Source organism: Hydrocarboniclastica marina (genome assembly GCF_004851605.1).
Taxonomy (GTDB): Bacteria; Pseudomonadota; Gammaproteobacteria; order Pseudomonadales; family Oleiphilaceae; genus Hydrocarboniclastica; species Hydrocarboniclastica marina.
This window is the reverse complement of sequence record NZ_CP031093.1, coordinates 2,243,832-2,262,621: the sequence shown is the minus strand read 5'-3', so window position 1 is coordinate 2,262,621 and position 18,790 is coordinate 2,243,832. Positions and strand designations below refer to the sequence as shown.

The window sequence follows — 18,790 nt, the reverse complement described above, 5'->3', positions numbered from 1 at the left end:
TCCGCCCCGCGTTCGGATAAGTCCGGATCCGCCGTTATGGTGGTCCCGCCGGTGCCTTCGCAACGATAAACCGTAAACCCGGTCAGGCCCGGAAGGGAGCAGCCGCAGCGGTGGATTCGTGTGCCGGAGTGTCGCTGGTGTGGGCCACCCCCATATCTGCTTTTCCCCGTTTTGTTTTTCTGTCCGAGTGCCGATGTTCTTCTGTCCGAATGCCGAGCCAGGTTTCGGGATGCCTGCTGTTATTAAAAGCGCGCTTGCAGCGCAAACTCTTGGTGTTGAGCGGCTGCCAAGGCGTTACGGCCATTGGTTACGGACATGCCTTGCTTCAGCACCCCGCACGGGGGTGCATCAGACTTATTCAGAGGCTCCCTAGATCGTTCTGCCCCGTGTTATCGTTAGGGGTCTTTTGCTGAGTTACCCAGACGGGACACTACCGGAGTAAACATGACGTATCAGGTTCTGGCACGAAAGTGGCGCCCTCACACCTTCAGGGATCTGGTAGGACAGGAGCATGTTCTCCAGGCACTGGTTCACTCACTGGAACAGCAGCGCCTGCATCACGCCTATCTGTTCACCGGTACCCGTGGCGTGGGCAAGACCACTATCGGCCGTATCCTGGCTCGGTGCCTCAACTGCGAGCAGGGTGTAAGCCCCGAGCCCTGTGGCGTTTGTGACAGTTGCCGCGAAGTGCTCGATGGCCGTTTTGTTGACCTGATCGAAATCGACGCGGCCTCCCGTACCAAGGTCGAGGACATGCGTGAACTGCTGGATAACGTCCAGTACTCACCAACCCGCGGTCGTTTCAAGATCTACCTTATCGACGAAGTGCACATGCTCTCCAACTCGAGCTTCAATGCGCTCCTGAAGACGTTGGAAGAACCACCGGAACACGTGAAATTCCTGTTTGCCACGACTGACCCCCAGAAACTGCCCGTAACCATTCTGTCCCGCTGTCTCCAGTTCAACCTCAAGCGTATGAGCCCCGAACGGATCGTTGGCCACCTGCGCCATGTGTTGGCCGAAGAGGCTATTCCGGCGGAAGACGCGGCTTTATGGCAACTGGCCCGTTCGGCCGACGGCAGTATGCGCGATGCCCTGAGCCTGACTGACCAGGCCATCGCCTATGGTAACCAGATCATTGAAGCCCAGGCGGTCAGCAACATGCTGGGCACGATAAACCAGCAGAATGTTTACCGGCTCATCGATGCGCTTGTAACGGGGAATACGGCCGCGGTGCTGGCCGAGTCGGCGCACATGGCCGAGTTCTCGCCGGACTACCGTGCGGTGCTTGCAGAACTGCTGGCTACCTTTCACCGCATCGCCCTGGAGCAGGCTGCCCCTGGCTCCACTGATGATGCCGAGGGCGACGCCGATCAGGTAGCGGCGCTGGCGGGCCGCCTCAGCGCCGAGGATGTGCAGCTTTTTTATCAGACCTGCCTGATTTCCCGGAAAGACCTGGAGGTGACGCCCGACGCCAGAATGGGCTTCGAAATGGCGCTTCTGCGTATGCTCGCCTTCCGGCCCGGCCGCGCCGAAGCGACACCTGATCAGTTACGCGGCCAGGCGCCAACCAGGCCGGCCTCTACAGCCCCCGACCGGCCAGACGCTGCTGCCGGACAAGCTCAAACCGGACTGGGCGCGCGTGAGCCTTCCGGGCGAGCGACTGCTGAGAGGCAGGCAGGTTCAGACTCCGGGGCAATCCACGACAGCCAAAATCAAGGGTCGCCGAAATCGGCGTCATCCACGGCACAGAGCGTCGCAGCGCAAGAAAGCGGGCAGCCAGGCAGTGCATCCGCAGCGCGGCCCCAGGGAGTGCCAGCCCGGACGTCGGCCACCGGAGGCCCAGCAGGCGTCCAGCCGGGATCAAGCGACGGTGTTGTCCCGGATAGGGCAGGTGCGTCAGTTTCAAATGCCCGGGGCGAAACCGCTGGCGAGGATCGTCCGCCGTGGGAGGACGAGTCCGTGCCGGTGGATGCTTACGATGAAGCCCAACTGGACGATGAGGGGAAAAACAGCCCGTCGGCCGCCGGTCCAACGGCGTCATCACCAGCTGTCACGGCCCCCCAGGGCCTCGATCAGCGGTCGCCCGCAGAGACGGCTCCCGCCGTAGCCCCGTTTGAAGGCGACCACTCTACTCAGGCAAAACCACAGCAGAGCCCGGCAACGACGCTGTCTGAGCAGGAACCGGCTGACGCGCCCCCAAAGCCGGTACCGGCCCAGCCAGATCATCAGGCTGAGCCGGTTTCAGCTGAAGAGTTTGACTGGACCCGCGACTTCGAACAGTTGGGTCTGAGTGGTATGACCAAGAACCTGGCGTCCAACGGTGCGCTGACAATAACCGGTAACATTGCCACGCTGGCGCTCGACGAGGGCCACCTGCGGCTCTTCAATGACCGCCATCGGGAGCGCTTGCTGCAAGCGCTGCAGGCTGTGTTCATATCCCTCGAAAAGCTGGAGCTTGTCGCCGGTGATGCGGGCGACGCCGCGCCGGCGGTCCGTGCAGAGCAATTAAGAGTCCAGCGGCAGGCGGCGGCGGTTGAAGCAATCCGCCAGGACCCCAATGTTAGGGAGTTCGTGGCTCGGTTTAATGCCGAGGTGATCGAGGACAGTATTCAGCCGGTGTGAGGCATCAGCCGGTGTGAGACAACCACCGGTGTGAGACAACCACCGGTATGAGACAATGGCTAACGGTCAGGCAGAGAGCCGGAGCAGCAGGTGTTCCAGTCAAGGCTTCCAGGAGAGGTGAGTGATATGAAAGGTGGTATGGGCGACATCATGAAGCAGGCCCAGCGCATGCAGGAAGACCTGCAAAAGGCGCAGGAAGAAATCGCCAAGGCCGAGGTGACTGGCGAATCCGGCGCAGGGCTGGTCAAGGTCACCATGAACGGTCGGCATGACGTGCGCAAGGTTGATATTGATCCTTCGCTGCTGAGCGAAGACAAGGAAATCCTGGAGGATCTGCTGGCGGCAGCGGTTAACGATGCAGTCCGCCGCATTGAAGCGCATCAAAAGGAAAAAATGTCAGGCATGGCCTCGGGTATGGGTCTGCCCCCTGGCTTCAAGATGCCGTTCTGATCGTATGGCATTTACCCCCCTGCTTGAAGACCTGATCGACGCGCTGCGGTGTCTGCCCGGTGTGGGCCAGAAATCCGCACAGCGCATGGCTTTCCAGTTGCTCGAGCGCGGTCGTGAGGGTGGCTGGGCCCTGTCCCGTACATTGGCCGCCGCGCTGGAAAAGATCGGTCGCTGCGAAACCTGCCAGAATTTCTCGGAGACCCCCCAGTGCCCGTTGTGCCAGGATGCGAGCCGGGAGACCGATATCATGTGCGTGGTCGAGTCTCCCGCCGATGTCATGGCTATCGAACAGGCCCGGGATTATCGTGGGCAGTACTTTGTACTTATGGGCCACCTCTCGCCCATCGACGGAATTGGCCCCGAGGAGATCGGTGTAGACAAACTACTGCAGCGGGTCACGCGCGAAGGGACCCGCGAACTGATCATCGCCACGAACCCTACAGTAGAGGGTGAAACCACCGCGCATTACATCGCCGACCGGCTAGCGGATAATGGCGTACTTATCACGCGTCTTGCCCAGGGTATACCGGTCGGCGGGGAGCTGGGTTATATAGACGGCTCAACATTGGTGCATGCCTTTACCGGCCGCAAGCCGCTGGCGGGGTGAACGCTGCCAAATTCCCAGCTAGTTTGCCGGCCTCACTCTCGAACAAAGGTTATTTCATGGTTTTGAAGACTCCGCCCATACCGGAACCCGGAGAACACCTTTGGCTGCGGGAGCCTGCCGAACTGGACGCCTGGATAGCTGCCGTGCCCGACGGCACGCCGGTGGCTATCGATTCCGAATTTGAGCGCACCAGTACGTTTTTCGCGATCCCGGGCCTGGTCCAGATCGCGACTGAGGACAGCGCCCGCCTGGTCGAGCCTGCGGCTGTAGAAGGCAGCGCAGCGTTCAGAACCTGGCTTGGCGACCCGACTCAGCCCAAGTGGCTTTACGCCATGAGCGAAGACATCGAACTGTTCCGTGAATGGCTGGGCGAATCAGTGGCAGGCGCACTCGACATCCAGATAGCCGCCGCCTTGGCCGGGGAGGGTATGTCCGTCGGCTACGCAAGGCTGGTGGAAGCCCTGTTCGGCGTGGCCCTCGGCAAAGAGGAAACACGGTCCGACTGGCTCCGCAGGCCACTTTCGGAAGCGCAGCAGCGCTACGCCCTGGCCGACGTGCTCTATTTGATCCCGATGGCCGGGTACCTGCTCGAGCGGCTCGACCAGTTGGGTTTGAAGACGGCCCTGGCGGAAGAGAGCGATCGTTTTGTGCATGATCTTCAGAGCCAGTCATCGCCCGAGCGCTACTATCTGCGTCTGCGAGGGGGGTGGAGACTTTCCCGGTCCCAACAGGACGCGCTTCAGGCGCTCTGCGAGTGGCGCGAGAAGGAAGCACGCAAGCGCGACAAACCGCGCTCCCGCCTGGTTTCAGATAAGATGCTGCTGGAAGTGGCTGGGCGCATGCCTACTGAACTAGGGCATTTCAGCGGTTTGCGGGAGCTGAACCCCGTGGTGGTGCGTAAGCACGGCGAGGCGATGCTGGCCTGTATTGAGGGCTCCCGGCAACGTTCAGAGCCGCTGGCAAGCTACATTGATGGCCCACTGACCCAGAGGGAACAGACAGTCTATTCGGAAGTCAAAGGACTGGTTCAGCAGTGCTGTGAATCCGGGTCGATCCCGCCGGAATTCTTTGCGCCGCGCAAGAAACTCGAGGCAGCGGTTCGTGAAGGTATTCAGCAGCAGTCGGTACCGGAGCTCCTGGCCTCCGGCTGGCGCGGTGAGCTGCTGCAACGCTGTATGCCCGACCTGCAGCGAATCTTTCAATCGTCTTCCAAGTCAACTCAGGCGCAATAGTAATGGCCGAAAGAGCGTTTATTTCTATCTATCGGAGCAGTCGACGGGAAGGCATGTACCTGTATATGAAGCGGGGCGTCTCGTTTGATGAGCTACCGGAAGCGCTTCGCCAGCAGTTCGGTAAGCCTGCTCATGCCATGGATCTGGTGCTGACGCCCGACCGTAAACTGGCACGGGTCGACGCCGCGAAGGTGCTCGATTCGGTCGCGGACAAAGGCTTTTTTCTGCAGATGCCTCCCCAGCCGGAAGCAAATTTCCCGAACACCAATCCTTACATACAGTCGCCCGAGACGGGAGCCGGCTCCTGATGGAGGCAGTAAACTTCTGGGAACACAAGTCCCTGGACGAAATGACCCGTCCGGAGTGGGAGTCGCTCTGTGATGGCTGCGGAAAATGCTGTCTGCAGAAGCTCGAAGACGAAGAAGACGGTCGTGTTTACACCACCGCACTGGCCTGTCGACACCTGGATCTGAAACATTGCGGCTGCACGGTCTACGGTGATCGCCTGGCTAAGGTGCCGGATTGCCTGGAGCTGACGCCGGAAAATCTGCCCGAGTGGAAATGGTTGCCGTCGACGTGTGCATATCGTCTGGTCGCCGAAAAAAAGCCTCTGCCGGCATGGCACCATCTGGTCTGTGGATCGCGCTCGCGTATTCACGAAGTCGACCGGTCAGTCGCGGGCAAGGCTTTTTCAGAGGATGACGTCCCCGAAGAGGATTGGGAAGAGTATATAATCCGCTGGGTTTAATGCGTTGGCCAAATCGCTCACCCTGGGAGTCTCTTGATGCCCGGGCGATGCGACTGTGGGCCTTGCTGTACATATTCAATTGAGGAACAGATGCTCATTTCCGCCGACGCCTATGCGATTGCCTGGACTCTGTATGTTCTGGGGTTTCTGGTTGCCTACTTTTCATTCACAAGGCTTACCCTCTGGTTGCGCCCGGCTGTTTTGCGGCAAACGATGAAAGGGTTTCTGATTGTGTTTTTTCTGACCCCGGTTCAAGTCGACCCTGCACGGGACTGGTATTCACCGGCCTGGCTCCAGGGCGGTTACGAGAGCATTCTCGGTGACATGTCCGCGGCATCCGACGCGATTTTCAATCTGAGCGTTGTAGCAGCGGTTATGGCTGTTGTCATTGTCATTGATGCGTTATGGCGCTGGCGGAAAACCCGCAACGCGCCGGCTGCGCCATCGCAATGACGGCTGGGGTGGCGCTGACGGCACGGTCGGACGTTACTGAATCCCGTCAAGGTCTCGACCGGACGGCATACTAGTTGCGACCAGATCCTCGCTTATCTGGTCAGTTCCCGGCATGTAGGGGAAGGTCTCCCGGGCCCGGGATTTTAGCCTTCAGCTCGCACTCGGCGCGGCTTCTGCTATCTTTTCATGAGACTACCCCTAACTCTGATTGATCGGCATGAAGTTGTTCTGCCGTCTGAGGAACCCATGCTCCTGATTCCCCGCGTGCTTGCGTTTGCCCTTTTAGCCAGTTTGTCCGTCTATTCCACAGCAGCCGAGCCGGAGTTGCCGGACGTTCGCCTGGTTGTGGATATCTCCGGCAGCATGAAGCAGAACGACCCCAATAATCTGCGTCGGCCAGCTGTACGGCTCATAACCGAGTTGCTGCCTGAGGGCAGCAGGGCGGGTGTCTGGACCTTCGGCCAGTACGTCAACATGCTCGTGTCACACGGCCTGGTGGACGAAGAGTGGCGTAAGCACGCCCTTGGCCGGGCCGAAGAGATCAACTCGGTTGCCATGCGCACCAACATCGGTAAAGCGCTGGAGGTGGCCAGTGATGACTTCTATCGACAGCAGGGGCGCGAGGACACGCATTTTATCCTTTTAACTGATGGCGTCGTCGATATTGCACCCGCCAGCCAGAGCGACAGTGCAGCCCGTAACCGTGCCGAACGCGAGCGCATCATCCGCGAAGTTATCCCCAATCTCGTGCAGAAGGGCGCCCGTCTGCACACCATCGCGCTGTCGCCCAATGCCGACATGCCCCTGCTGCGCGATCTGGCCCAGGCCACAAACGGCAGCTACACCCTTGCCGAGACCGACAGTGACCTGAGCCGGGCATTCCTGAACGCACTGGACCGCGCGGGGGCTACCGAAGAGGTGCCACTGGACGGTAACCGCTTCCCTATCGATAAAAGCATCAGCGAGTTTACGGCCGTTATTTTTCACGCCGCAGGAAGCCCGGCTCTGGGGCTCAAAAGTCCATCAGGGCAGGAGTATTATCAGCGTCCGCCAACAACCGGGCCCGACAGTCCTGAAACTGCCGGAAACGTACGCTGGGTCAGTGGCTACGATTATTCCCTGGTAACGGTCAAAAGCCCCGAAGGCGGCGAGTGGGAACTACTGGGTGAACTGGGAGACGGGACCCGGGTAAAAATAGTAAGCGACCTAAAAATGACGGTGTCGGAGTTACCCGGCTATTTTTTTGCGGCCCAGGAAATCCCGCTTACCGTAGCCTTTGAGGCGTCGGGTGAGGTCATCAGCGACCCCGACTTCCTGCGCTTTCTTACCGTGTCAGTAGAGTTGCGAACAGAAGATGGCCGCACCGGTTCCAAGACGCTTTCCCAGCCGGGATCGATCCCTAATGACGGCGTATACCGCGACCTGATTTCCCGCCTGAAAACGCCGGGCGAATACACCTTCACTGTGACGGCTGACGGGCAGACCTTTCAGCGCCAGAGTCGACAGACACTCGTCCTGCGACCCCCGGTAGAAGTTGTGGCCGAGGGGTACGGCACTGCAGCGGACTCGCGCTACAAGGTCCTTGTTACTGTCGAGCAACCCAACCTCGTGCCGGAAAAGACAAGACTGGTGGCCCGGATTGAAGGCCCTGACTCGGGTAAAGAAGTGCTGCCGCTGGCTCAGGGCGAGCGTCCCGAACAGTGGCAATACACTCTGACGCCACAAATGGGTGAAGGTGCCTATTCAGTTTACATCGACTTCAAAGGGGAAACGGAAAGGGGCGAACTTGTTGAATATACCGCGGGTCCGTTGCAACTCACGCTACCACGACAGTCGGAAGGCGCCGATTATCAGGCTGTCGTACCCGCTGCGCCGGATAAGGATGTCGCCGAGGAATCCGAGGCCGAGGTTCAGGCGCCCGTCGAGGTGGCTGAACCGGAGCTCGAGAGTGCGGTAGAGCCGGTTCCTGCAGAGGCCGATGTGGCGCCCGTTACGCTTGACAACGAAGTCGCCGGTCAAACGCAGGCTGAAACAGAGGCAGAGCCAGGTTTTTTGAGCGCCACCTGGTTCATCGCTCTCGCAACTGTTCTGGCAGCTTGCCTGGTCGGTGGCGGTGGGCTGTGGTTCTGGAAGAAAAAGCGCGCATCACGGGCTGAGACAGATGAGGACCCGATTGCCGAGCCTGAATCGGATGGGGAGCCGATGCCGGTGCTACCCGAGGATTCTGAACCTGAACCAGCAGTCGCTGCGGCAGCTTACGACACTGAGCCCGAGCCAGAACCTGAGCCAGAACCGGAGCCAGAACCAGAGCCAGAACCAGAGCCCGAACCAGAGCCCGAACCAGAGCCCGAACCAGAGCCTGAACCAGAGCCTGAGCCCGAGCCCGAGCCTGAGCCTGAGCCTGAGCCTGAGCCTGAGCCCGAGCCGGTCGCGACCGACCCTGAAAGCGAACAGGAGGACATGGATGCTCTGGTCGACAGTATTCTGGCGGAGAGTGAAGCAGCGGCAAACGGCGAAGATGAGGACCTGGCCATTCCCGATTTTGAAGATGAGGATGAGGATGAGTTCTCTCTGGAGGATCTCGACCTGACCGAGGCTGACGACGTGCTGCTTGACGAAGACGAGCCTTCGGATGATGACAAGGATGAGCCCAAAAAGTAAGTCATCGCAGGCGCGACCGGCTACTCAGGCACAACCGGCTACTCAGACGTAACCGGCTACTCAGGCGCAACAAAGCTCGGCGAAATGGCGGCGAAGGGGCGCCGTTCCGCCGGGTTTTTTTGCGCCGTTTTCCTACTGTTCCAGTTCCTGTTTGCTGAAGATGTCGGCAAACAATGCCGACGACAGGTAGCGCTCAGCTGAATCCGGCAGTATCACCACGATATTCTTGCCCTTCATTTCGGCCAGCTGGCTCACGCGGACAGCCGCTACAGCTGCCGCGCCGCAGGAAATCCCGCACATAATGCCTTCTTCACGCATCAGCCGATGAGCCATCGCCATCGCGTCTTCGTTGGACACCCGCTGGACGCTGTTCACCAGTGACAGGTCCAGATTGGGTGGGATAAACCCGGCGCCGATGCCCTGGATTTTGTGCGGTGCTGCCTTTACCTCCTGGCCTTCCATAGTCTGCGTGATAACCGGCGAGGCCTCAGGCTCAACCGCTACCACGTGCAATGGTTTACCCTTACTGTTCTTGAAGTAGCGAGCGACGCCGGTAAGTGTGCCGCCGGTACCTACGCCCGCGACCAGCACATCGGCCGCGCCGTCTGTGTCGTCCCAGATTTCCGGGCCGGTCGTTGTCTCATGAATTCCGGGGTTGGCGGGATTGTCGAACTGGCGTGGCATAAAATACGCGTCGGGATTTTCAGCCATGATCTGTTCTGCCCGGGCGATGGCCCCCGGCATGCCCTTGGCCGGTTCAGTCAGCTCCAGCTCAGCACCGAGTGCTTTCAGAACTTTCCGGCGCTCAAGGCTCATTGAAGCAGGCATGGTAAGGATGAGCTTGTAACCCCTTGCAGCGGCCACATAAGCAAGGGCAATGCCTGTGTTGCCGCTGGTGGCTTCGATGATCGTCTTGCCGGCTGTCAGGCGGCCGTCTTTTTCTGCCTCCCATACCATGGCGGACCCGATACGGCATTTCACCGAGAAAGTAGGGTTGCGCCCCTCGATTTTGGCCCAGATCGTCGCGCCTTCGTTGACCTTGTTGAGCCGAACCAGCGGTGTTTTGCCGATCGTGAAGGAATTGTCTTCGTAGATTTGTCCCATGCCTTGCTCCCTTATCAATCCGTGTCGAGATTCATTCTAAGGCTTAAGTCCTGGCCGTTGCACCCGGCAAGTCAACAAGGCGCTGGCCTTGGTCATCCTGGCCGGAGTCAGTACACTAGTGAGCTCTCTTTCGTCGTGGACTGGTGCCCGGAAAAATTTTCACTAAGCGATCGCATGAAAACAGCAAGCTGATGTGACCGAAAAAACCTGGCCCGGTTTTCCGTTAACCTCCAAGGACTTGCCTGCATGAAGTTTCAAGGTACCGAGAAATACGTCGCCTCCGATGACCTGCAGATGGCTGTTAACGCCGCCATTACGTTGCAGCGCCCGCTTCTGATCAAGGGTGAACCCGGCACTGGCAAGACGTTGCTTGCCGAAGAGATGGCCGTTGCGCTGGACGCACCCCTGATATCCTGGCACATCAAGTCGACCACAAAGGCCCAGCAAGGCCTTTACGAATACGATGCTGTTTCACGTCTGCGCGATTCCCAGCTTGGTGACGACAAGGTTCACGATATCAGCAATTACATCGTCAAGGGCAAGCTCTGGGAAGCCTTCGAGTCCGAGAAACAGGCCGTGCTGCTGATCGATGAAATCGACAAGGCAGACATCGAGTTCCCCAACGATCTGCTGCTGGAACTGGATCGCATGGAATTCTACGTCTACGAGACCAAGAAACGCGTCCAGGCCCGTTTCCGGCCCATCATCGTGATCACCAGTAATAACGAGAAGGAATTGCCGGACGCGTTCCTGCGGCGCTGTTTCTTCCACTACATCAACTTTCCTGATCACGAGACGCTGTCCCGGATCGTGGATGTGCACTTTCCCGGCATTCAGCAGGAGCTCGTACGCGACGCGCTCGAAATATTTTTCGATGTGCGTAAGGTGCCCGGCCTGAAGAAGAAGCCGTCGACCTCCGAGCTGATCGACTGGCTGAAACTCCTGATGGCGGACGACCTGGCCAAAAAGGTTGTGCAGGAAAAAGACACATCCCAGGCTCTTCCGCCGCTATACGGTGCCCTGGTCAAGAACGAACAGGACGTGCACCTGCTGCAGAAGCTGGCCTTTATGGCGCGTCGTCGCGGTTAGCAGGAGTTTATGTATGCTGATCGATTTTTTCCTGGAAGTCCGGAGAGCGCGAGTACCTGCAAGCCTGCGCGAGTTTCTCGACCTCCAGAATGCGCTACGTCACCATCTCGCGTTTGCCGACATGGAGGATTTTTACCACCTTGCCCGGTTGTGCCTGGTGAAAGACGAGCGCCACTTCGACAAGTTCGATCGCGCGTTCGGAGCGTACTTCGAGGGTATCGAAAACCTGGATCAGCTGTTGGAGGGGCTGATCCCAGACGATTGGCTAAGAGCCGAATTCGAGCGCCAGCTCAGTGATGAGGAGAAGGCCAAGATCGAGTCACTCGGTGGCCTGGAAGAGCTGATAGAAACCTTCAAAAAGCGCATGGAAGAGCAGAAGGAGCGACACCAGGGCGGTAATAAGTGGATAGGCACGGGTGGCACATCGCCCTTTGGCGCGAATGGCTACAACCCGGAAGGGTTTCGGATTGGGCAGGACAAAGGTCGCCATGGCCGGGCGGCCAAAGTCTGGGAAAAACGCGGCTATCGCGACCTGGACGATAGCGTCACGCTGGGCATTCGCAATATTAAAGTTGCCTTGCGGCGGCTGCGCAAGTTTGCGCGCCAGGGTGCGGCAGATCAGCTGGATCTGGACGACACCATCAGCTCCACCGCTCGCAACGCAGGGTACCTTGATCTGAAAATGGTCCCCGAACGGCACAACGCCGTGAAGGTACTGCTGTTTTTTGACGTTGGCGGCTCAATGGATCCCCATGTGCGGGTCTGTGAAGAATTGTTTTCGGCCTGCCGGGCTGAATTCAAACACATGGAATACTTCTACTTTCATAACTTTGTCTATGAAAGCGTGTGGAAAGATAACATTCGTCGCATGAACGAAACGATGTCGACCTGGGACATCCTTCACAAGTACACACCGGACTATAAAGTCATCTTTGTCGGTGACGCGACCATGGCACCCTACGAGGTGACGCACGCAGGCGGATCGATCGAGCACTGGAACCAGGAGCCGGGCGCGGTCTGGATGGAACGGATCACCGACCACTTCGATAAAGTCGCCTGGCTCAACCCCATACCCCGGGAGCACTGGGGCCCGGGCGGGTCTTTGGGAGTGACCCGGCAGCTCGTAGAAGACCGCATGTTCCCGATGAGTATTGAGGGGCTGGAGCAGGCCATGAAGGAGCTTACCAAATAGCTTATAAGCTGTTGCCGGGCGCCTGTATTTCGCGCACGTGCATGCTTTTTATGACGCAGCTGGCAGCGACGGGAAGCTGAGCTTGTTACACTCCCGCACAGTTAATCGAGCCCGTCGCAGGCGGTTGTGGTCGATACGCCGGACCTGCAATCCGCAGGAGCGGCCGTCCACATCAGCTCAGAATAGACCAGCTCAGGTCTGGGTTGACCCGATGGCGGACGAAAGCTTTACGGATAGCCCCAAGGGGCTGGCTTATCAAGGTTCAATATCAGTTCTTGGAAGGTGCGAAGAATGAGCAAGGCGAGCTGGTGGGTAGTGCTGATGGTCGTCAGCTTGGGTGCGGTGCAGGTGCTGGCTCAGAGTTCGACGACGGGCAGCGACAGCCTTAATGACGATCTGGCTGAACTCAAAGGGGATGTTGCAGAGCTCAATGCCGAGTTGTCACGGCTTGAGGAAGATATTCTGTTTCCTCCCGCCACTCAGGTTGCGGTTTTTCTCTCCGTCGACGCCGGGGATGCGTTTCAGCTCGATGCGGTTGATCTCAGTATCAACGACCGCCGCATAACCTCTCACGTTTACACTGATCAGGAACGCGAAGCTTTAGCCCAGGGTGGCGTCCAGAAGCTCTATCTGGGCAATCTGGCCCAGGGGAACCACAGGGTTACCGCGACGGTTAACGGCCGTGGCAAGAACGGGCAGTTTTTCCGCAACCAGCAGAATTTTTCCGTTACGAAGCAGGAGGACGCCAGCCGCGTAGAGCTTGTGGTGCGTGCCCAGGCGCCTGCCTTTAATCCGGAATTCACACTAAAGCGCTGGCAGTAGCGGGCTATGTTCTCTTACTTCGCTGTGCAGGATAACGGAGCGCTTCTGTCCCCCAGGCAATCGTTGAAGTGTAGCCGGGCACTGGGTCGGTTGTGGGCCGCAGGACTGGTTTCAGTCCTGCTCGCCTTTGCCTGTCCGCCAATCGCCTTGAGCGACATAAACGGTGACTCAGCGACCGCCGCCGATGAACTGCCCGACGAGCTACGGTCCGGGCAGGCGCGTTTTCATCTCCTCACCGGTGACCCGTTCGCAGCCTTTGCACTCAATCCCCAGCCTGAGTCTCGCCAGCAGAAACTGCTACAGGCTCAGGCGCTGATCGATATGGGGCTCTACCGCCGGGCGCGGAATGAGTTGGAGTCGCTCGCCGATAGCGGCACAGAGATTTCAGCCGCAGCGGGCCTGGAGCTAATCCGGCTGGCGTTGCGGACCGATGACCTGGAGCAGGCGCGGCGGTGGCTTGACCGGTTCCTGCCCCGGCTCCAGGGTGAAAATCGTCAGGAAGCGTTGTTTCATCAGGCCGAACTCCTTCGCAAAGAGAGCGATCTGGCAGCCGCTGCTGCGACCCTGAAAGACATGGGGAACAATACCTGGACAGGCCTGGGCTATTTCAATCTGGCTGCGGACTACGCGCGAGCCGATACTTCAAGCTCACGGCCGCTCGTGGCGCTGCGGGTGGCGACCTCTACGGCAGGTAAAGAAAACTCCGCCGCCAGCCTGGACCTTGTTGATCGGGCAAACCTTGGCGGCGGCCTGCTGGCTTTGCGCGCTGAAGACTATCGCAAGGCTATCAACTTCCTCAGTCGAGTGCGCCTGGATAGCTATCAGGCCCCACTTGCACTCTACTTGCACGGCCTGGCTGAGCTTAAACAGCAGAATGTGCGGGGCGCGCTTCAGTCATGGCATCGGGCCAGGAAGTTTCCACTGGCGTTCGCCGGAGCTGCCGAAGCCTATATCGCCATGGGGCAGGCGTACGACGAAGCGGGTTCCAGCAGCCAGGCAGCGGACGCGTTTCTCACCGCCAACGCCGTGTTCGAAAAAGAACAGGCGGTGCTGCAGGAAATAAAGGCACAAGTACAGAAAGACGGCAGCCATCAGGCGCTTCTCAACGCCGCCGGCACAGAAGATGTCGAGTGGTTCCTGGCCGACAGCCAAACGGTTACCGCGCCGCGCCTGGCCTGGCTGGTGCGCTTTCTGGAGGATGCCGAGGCACAGCGGGCGGTCCAGCGCCTGGCCGAGTTGGAGCGGATGGACCGGCGTCTCCGCCAGAAACAGGCAGAGTTCGATGTGCTGCGCTCATCTGTTGCGGCCCGGGTTGACGCAGCAGAGTCATTTTCGGCTCAGGGCGGTATCAGGCGGGTGACAGCAGAGGTTGAGTCACTTGCTGAACGGCTCGCTGCGCTTAAGCAGTCAAAGGCGAGGCCCGGGACCACCGAAGTTGAACGTCAACTGCAAGAAAGCCGGGCAAGGGTAGAAGCGCTGGCCGAAAAAGCTGGCTCAGTGCCGTCCCGCCTCAGTTCGACCCTCGATCAGGTTGAAGTCGCCCGGCGTTCGCTTGATAGCCAGCTGCAGCGGATAGCCGCGCTGAGAACCCGCAGCGAAGCGGTACTGGATGATCTTATTCTGGGCTTTATCGCTGAACAGGTAACGACGCTCGAACATCTGGCGGACCGCAGCGAACAGGAGATCGCAAGGCTATACGAGTACATGGCCGTTTCGCGGCTCAGGTCAGACCGGGCCAGGGAGTCGTCACAATGAGGCTGGCCAGATCGTTGATACCGGGCACCCAGCGAAAAGCGCCGGCGAAGATCCGCCATATCATCAGCAGTGCGTTTTTCTACCTGCTCTTTTCGCTGCCGGCAGGGGGTCTTGCTGCCCAGCAGGCTTCGGGCTTTGAAGTTCGGCTTGGAGTCGACGGAGAAACTATCGGCGAGGCGCAGCCGGTATTTATCAACATCGACCGCTCCGCCTTGCCTGCGATCTCGGTTCGCGAGGTGGCCCGCCGTTACCGGAAACTGCTTGAGGAAGCGGAAGACCCGGCTGTGAAGATCGATGCGCTCCATCGCCTCAGCAATCTCCAGTCCTTGGCCGGCAACGAGATTGACATCACCGCCGAGCAGGAAGTTGAGTTGTACCGCGAGGCCGTTAATAGCTACGAACTGATCGTCGGCTCAGGCGTATATTACGGGCGCATCGATGAGCTGCTCTACCAGAATGCCAAGGCTTATGCATTTATTGGCGACGAGGAAAGCTCGATCAAGCGGCTGGAGCAATTGCTGGGTCTGTACCCCGATTCTGAATACGCGCTCGAGGCCCGTTTCAGGATCGCTGAGCACAACTTCAGCCAAGGAAACTATGAGGCAGCGCAGGACGCGTATAAGGATGTACTCGCCCGTGATTCAGAAGGGCGATTCTCCGACAAGGCCGAGTATATGCTTGGCTGGAGTGAGTTCAAGCGGGATCGCCCGGGTGCTGCCTCGGAACACTTCATCTCGGTGCTGGACCGCTACGTGGAACGGTCCGGGGGGCTTGAGGAGCTCGGCAAGGTTGAGGCCAACGTCGTCGATGACACCTTTCGCATCCTGAGCATTATTGCCGCGTACGAGGGCGGCGCGAAGGTCTTTGAGCGCTTGCTGGCTGACAGGGCCAAGCCCCCGTACGAATACCTGCTGTATGACCGTCTGGCTGACTTCTACCAGGCCAACGAACGCTATGCAGACAGCGTCGCTGTCAGCCAGGCGTTCGTCACCAATAATCCCGACCATCCTGCGGCCCCGGCACTGGCGCAGCAGGCCGTTGAAGCCTATGTCAGTGGTGGTTTTGTAGAGGAAGCCCGGGACGCCCGTATTGCCTATATTGAACGGTTTGGCGATCAGGACCGCTACAAGAGCCTGGAACCCAAACACCAGGAAGCGGTGCGCAGCTATCTTGATGAGGTTGGACGTTACTATTATCGCCAGGGCCAGCAAGCCTCCGGCGGCACCCGGCCGCTGGATGGTAGCGGCAACGTCGAGTTGGCAGGTGAATCCATCGGTGCCGTTACCCAGGAATTCTACCGCGAAGCCGCGCGCTATCTGGAGCATTGGACCCGACTGCTTGAGAATGGGCAGCGCGGCGAACAGTTGGTGCTCGCGGCGGATGCTTGGGTGCGTGCCGGAGAACCGGATAACGCATTGCCGCTCTATGAGATTGCGGGCTACCGGGAAGGTAATTACGAACAGGCCGCCGATGCAGCGTACGCGTCAGTTTTGATCCGCCGCGGCCAGCTGGTTGAGGCAGAGGATGAAGCCGCAGCGCTACAAGTGCTGGTAGATGCGTCTGAGCGTTTCGCCCGTGTTCATGTGGACGACCCCCGGGCCAGCGCTGTGCGGGCGCATACAGCAAATCTGCTGTTCGAACACGGTTTTGAGCAGCAGGCTGAACTGTTGGCGATGCCGTTGACGCGGGATGAGACGGCAACAGACGAGGAGCGGCGCGCGGCCATGCTGATCGTCGCCAACGTAGCCTTTAACAGTCTCCAGTATGATGCCGCCGAACAATATTATACCGAGGCCCTGGCGCTGATTCCGTCAGGCTCCGCACTGTCCCGACAAACCACGGAAAAACTGGCCAGCACCCTCTACCGCCAGGCTGAGGTGGCTGCCGCCGCAGGTCAGCCGGAAAAAGCGGTGGGTAACTTCACCCGTGTTGCAGAAATGACCGGGAGCAGCGAGGTGGCAATGAAAGCGCGGTACGACGCCGCCAATGCCTACCTGAGCAACCGGCGCTGGGACGACGCTATCGCGGCGCTGAAAGACTTCAGGAAGCGGTATCCAGCGTCTGAGCTCGCCGAGCCTGCGGACGACAAACTGATATTCGCCTACGAATCCTCCGGCCAGCTGGGTGAGGCCGCCGATACCCTGCTGGCGCAGATCGAGCGACGGGGTATGGCCCCAGCTGATGCCTGGGAAGGGCGGCTTGCGGCAGCTCAATGGTACGAGAGTGCAGGGCGCATGGCGGACGCGCGTCAGGTATACCGGCGCTACCTGAGCGAAGGTACCGCCGCCTTCGGGACCCATGTCTACCAGCAGGAATTACGCTGGCGCCTGGCTGAACACGCACGAGAGCAGGGCGATTCCCCATTGAGCCGCTACGCAGCCATCGTGTCGCGCGAAGAAGCCAGCGACGAGAGCGAGCGTAGTGACCGGTCGCGGTTCCTGGCTGCAGAAAGCGCTCTGGTACTGGCCCGCGACGCGGCTGAACGCTTTCGCAGCATCGCCCTTACTGCCCCACTGCAGCAGGCGCTGGCACGCAAGCAGTCAGCGCTTGAGCAGGCGATCCGCAGCTATGAACGAGCGCAGAGCTTTGGCGTCGAGGCCGCGGTTAGCGAGGGCACGTTCGCAATTGCCGAACTCTACCGGACGCTCGCCCGCGACCTGATGGCGTCCGAGCCGCCAGGGCAGTTGACGGAACTGCAGCAGCAGCAATACACCCTGCTGCTCGAAGAGCAAGCCTATCCATTTGAAGAAGAGGCTATCGCGATCCACGAGCGTAACCATGCGCTCGTCGCCGAGCGCCGCTGGAACCCCTGGATCGATCGAAGCCTTGATGCCCTCGCCGAGATCTACCCCGCGCGGTACGACCGTGAGTTACAATGGCTTGACTGGAGCTCCACAGAGGTTTCGCCATGAGCAGAGCTGATATCTGCCGCAGAGGCCGCGCCATCAAGAATGCTAACCTGCTCGCTCTGATCCTGCTGGCGCTGGCAGTGTCCGGCTGTGCCAGCAATTCGGGTATCCCGGCTGACCAGTTGTCTGTGGACGAAATCGAGAGCGGCGTTGCAGCCGATGAGGTAGAGATCTGGATCGAGCCATTGACTGCCGAACAGGATCAACAGCTCAGCCGGGCGCGCGGCGCCTGGGCAGAGGGAGATCTTGAGAGCGCCCGCCAGATACTGGACAGTCTTCTGGCCATTCGTCCTGACCATCCTGACGTCATGACGAACGCAGCCATTGTCGCTCGGGAGCAGGGCCGTCGGGAGGCGTCCCGGACGCTGCTCGAAGAAGCACTCAAAGTGGCGCCCGGCCACCGGGTTGCCAGTAATAATCTGGGGCTGATGCTGGCCGAAACGGGCGAATTTGCTGACGCGCGGAAGGTGTTGGTGCGGGCTGTGCAAAGGTACCCCGAAGAGCCGTCCCTGCACTACAACCTGGCGGTTATCTATGAGCTATATGTGCAGGACCTGGCCAAGGCACTTGAACACTATAAGCAATATCAGAGTTTGCTGGACGAGCCGGATGCCCAGGTAGAGGGCTGGATTGTTGACCTCGAAAGGAGGGTGGAGTGAGCGCCTTATTCTTCATCCGTGCGACCGGTATTTTCCTGATTGCTCTGAGCTTCGCGGTAGTTGCCCAGGACGACTCTTCAGGGGAAGACAGAGCGCTCACTGACGTGGATGGTATCTCGGTGCACGCCACTGAGGAGGAACCGAGAGTTCTGCACATTGTGCCGTGGCAGGCGCCGTCTATTCCCGCCCGCAAGCGCGACGACATCGGTATTCCCGAGATCGGGGATGTACTGACCCCGATAGAGGTAGAAACCTTCCGCGTGCATCGCCATTACCGCCAGACCCTGGACATACTGAACGTTGATCGAAGCGGTCCGTAAGCCTTCGCTTGCCGGATCGATCAAACACAGGCAGTATTTTCAACCGCAACAGATGCGACGGGCCGGGCCTTAAGGGCGTGATCGCGACTGAGATTGGCAAAAATGCCTGCAAGGGCATCGGCGTCTTGCCAACCCATAACCAGAGACATGAACGGAGAGCGGTA

General features: G+C 59.4%; 16 protein-coding genes and 1 other RNA gene. 16 read left to right on the top strand and 1 reads right to left on the bottom strand.

The features are described from left to right. Window positions 1-46 precede the first annotated feature (46 nt). The 9 genes from ffs to soil367_RS10030 all read left to right on the top strand — a co-directional run bounded on the left by ffs (window position 47) and on the right by soil367_RS10030 (window position 8,776). Window positions 47-143: signal recognition particle sRNA small type (ffs, locus tag soil367_RS10070), an RNA gene on the top strand. 301 nt (window positions 144-444) lie between these two features. Further along, a complete protein-coding gene (dnaX, locus tag soil367_RS10065; protein WP_136548985.1) occupies window positions 445-2,625 on the top strand; it encodes a DNA polymerase III subunit gamma/tau in 2,181 nt (726 codons plus the stop codon). 126 nt (window positions 2,626-2,751) lie between these two features. Beyond that, window positions 2,752-3,075 carry a YbaB/EbfC family nucleoid-associated protein gene (locus tag soil367_RS10060; RefSeq protein ID WP_136548984.1) on the top strand — a complete coding sequence of 108 codons (324 nt, stop codon included), beginning with the start codon at window positions 2,752-2,754 and terminating at the stop codon, window positions 3,073-3,075. A 4-nt stretch (window positions 3,076-3,079) separates the two neighbouring features. After that, window positions 3,080-3,682, top strand: a complete 603-nt coding sequence (gene recR / locus soil367_RS10055; RefSeq protein ID WP_136548983.1) for a recombination mediator RecR — start codon at window positions 3,080-3,082, stop codon at window positions 3,680-3,682. Between the two features lie 56 nt (window positions 3,683-3,738). After that, window positions 3,739-4,914, top strand: a complete 1,176-nt coding sequence (locus soil367_RS10050) for a ribonuclease D (RefSeq protein ID WP_136548982.1) — start codon at window positions 3,739-3,741, stop codon at window positions 4,912-4,914. A 2-nt stretch (window positions 4,915-4,916) separates the two neighbouring features. Beyond that, window positions 4,917-5,222: a YcgL domain-containing protein gene (locus soil367_RS10045; RefSeq protein ID WP_136548981.1), complete on the top strand. Its 306-nt coding sequence runs from the start codon at window positions 4,917-4,919 to the stop codon at window positions 5,220-5,222. Then, window positions 5,222-5,662, top strand: coding sequence for a YcgN family cysteine cluster protein (locus tag soil367_RS10040; RefSeq protein ID WP_136548980.1), 441 nt, complete (start codon window positions 5,222-5,224; stop codon window positions 5,660-5,662). Before soil367_RS10045 ends, soil367_RS10040 begins: the two co-directional genes overlap by 1 nt. 90 nt (window positions 5,663-5,752) lie before the next feature. After that, the gene (locus soil367_RS10035) at window positions 5,753-6,115 is read left to right on the top strand and encodes a hypothetical protein (RefSeq protein ID WP_136548979.1); all 363 of its coding nucleotides are present in this window, start codon (window positions 5,753-5,755) and stop codon (window positions 6,113-6,115) included. A gap of 246 nt (window positions 6,116-6,361) precedes the next feature. Then, a complete protein-coding gene (locus soil367_RS10030) occupies window positions 6,362-8,776 on the top strand; it encodes a VWA domain-containing protein (RefSeq protein ID WP_172962317.1) in 2,415 nt (804 codons plus the stop codon). A 132-nt stretch (window positions 8,777-8,908) separates the two neighbouring features. Here the strand turns inward: soil367_RS10030 and cysK are convergent, their stop codons facing one another. Then, a complete protein-coding gene (gene cysK / locus soil367_RS10025; RefSeq protein ID WP_136548977.1) occupies window positions 8,909-9,880 on the bottom strand; it encodes a cysteine synthase A in 972 nt (323 codons plus the stop codon). 246 nt (window positions 9,881-10,126) lie between these two features. On the opposite strand from cysK, the gene soil367_RS10020 reads away from it, so the two are divergent. From soil367_RS10020 to soil367_RS09990, 7 genes are all read left to right on the top strand, one after another. Then, window positions 10,127-10,969 carry an AAA family ATPase gene (locus soil367_RS10020; protein ID WP_136548976.1) on the top strand — a complete coding sequence of 281 codons (843 nt, stop codon included), beginning with the start codon at window positions 10,127-10,129 and terminating at the stop codon, window positions 10,967-10,969. Window positions 10,970-10,982: 13 nt separating this feature from the next. Next, window positions 10,983-12,161: a vWA domain-containing protein gene (locus soil367_RS10015; RefSeq protein WP_136548975.1), complete on the top strand. Its 1,179-nt coding sequence runs from the start codon at window positions 10,983-10,985 to the stop codon at window positions 12,159-12,161. Between the two features lie 291 nt (window positions 12,162-12,452). Beyond that, window positions 12,453-12,983 (top strand): AraC family transcriptional regulator, encoded by a 531-nt coding sequence (locus soil367_RS10010; protein ID WP_136548974.1) that lies wholly within the window; start codon window positions 12,453-12,455, stop codon window positions 12,981-12,983. Between the two features lie 6 nt (window positions 12,984-12,989). Further along, window positions 12,990-14,738, top strand: a complete 1,749-nt coding sequence (locus tag soil367_RS10005; protein ID WP_136548973.1) for a hypothetical protein — start codon at window positions 12,990-12,992, stop codon at window positions 14,736-14,738. Next, window positions 14,735-17,650, top strand: coding sequence for a tetratricopeptide repeat protein (locus soil367_RS10000; protein ID WP_136548972.1), 2,916 nt, complete (start codon window positions 14,735-14,737; stop codon window positions 17,648-17,650). The genes soil367_RS10005 and soil367_RS10000 overlap by 4 nt, the downstream gene beginning before the upstream one ends. Then, on the top strand, window positions 17,647-18,306 hold the full coding sequence (locus tag soil367_RS09995) for a tetratricopeptide repeat protein (RefSeq protein ID WP_136548971.1): 660 nt from the start codon (window positions 17,647-17,649) through the stop codon (window positions 18,304-18,306). The genes soil367_RS10000 and soil367_RS09995 overlap by 4 nt, the downstream gene beginning before the upstream one ends. Next, complete coding sequence (locus soil367_RS09990; RefSeq protein WP_136548970.1) at window positions 18,303-18,626, top strand: hypothetical protein; 324 nt, start codon at window positions 18,303-18,305, stop codon at window positions 18,624-18,626. Before soil367_RS09995 ends, soil367_RS09990 begins: the two co-directional genes overlap by 4 nt. Window positions 18,627-18,790 lie beyond the last annotated feature (164 nt).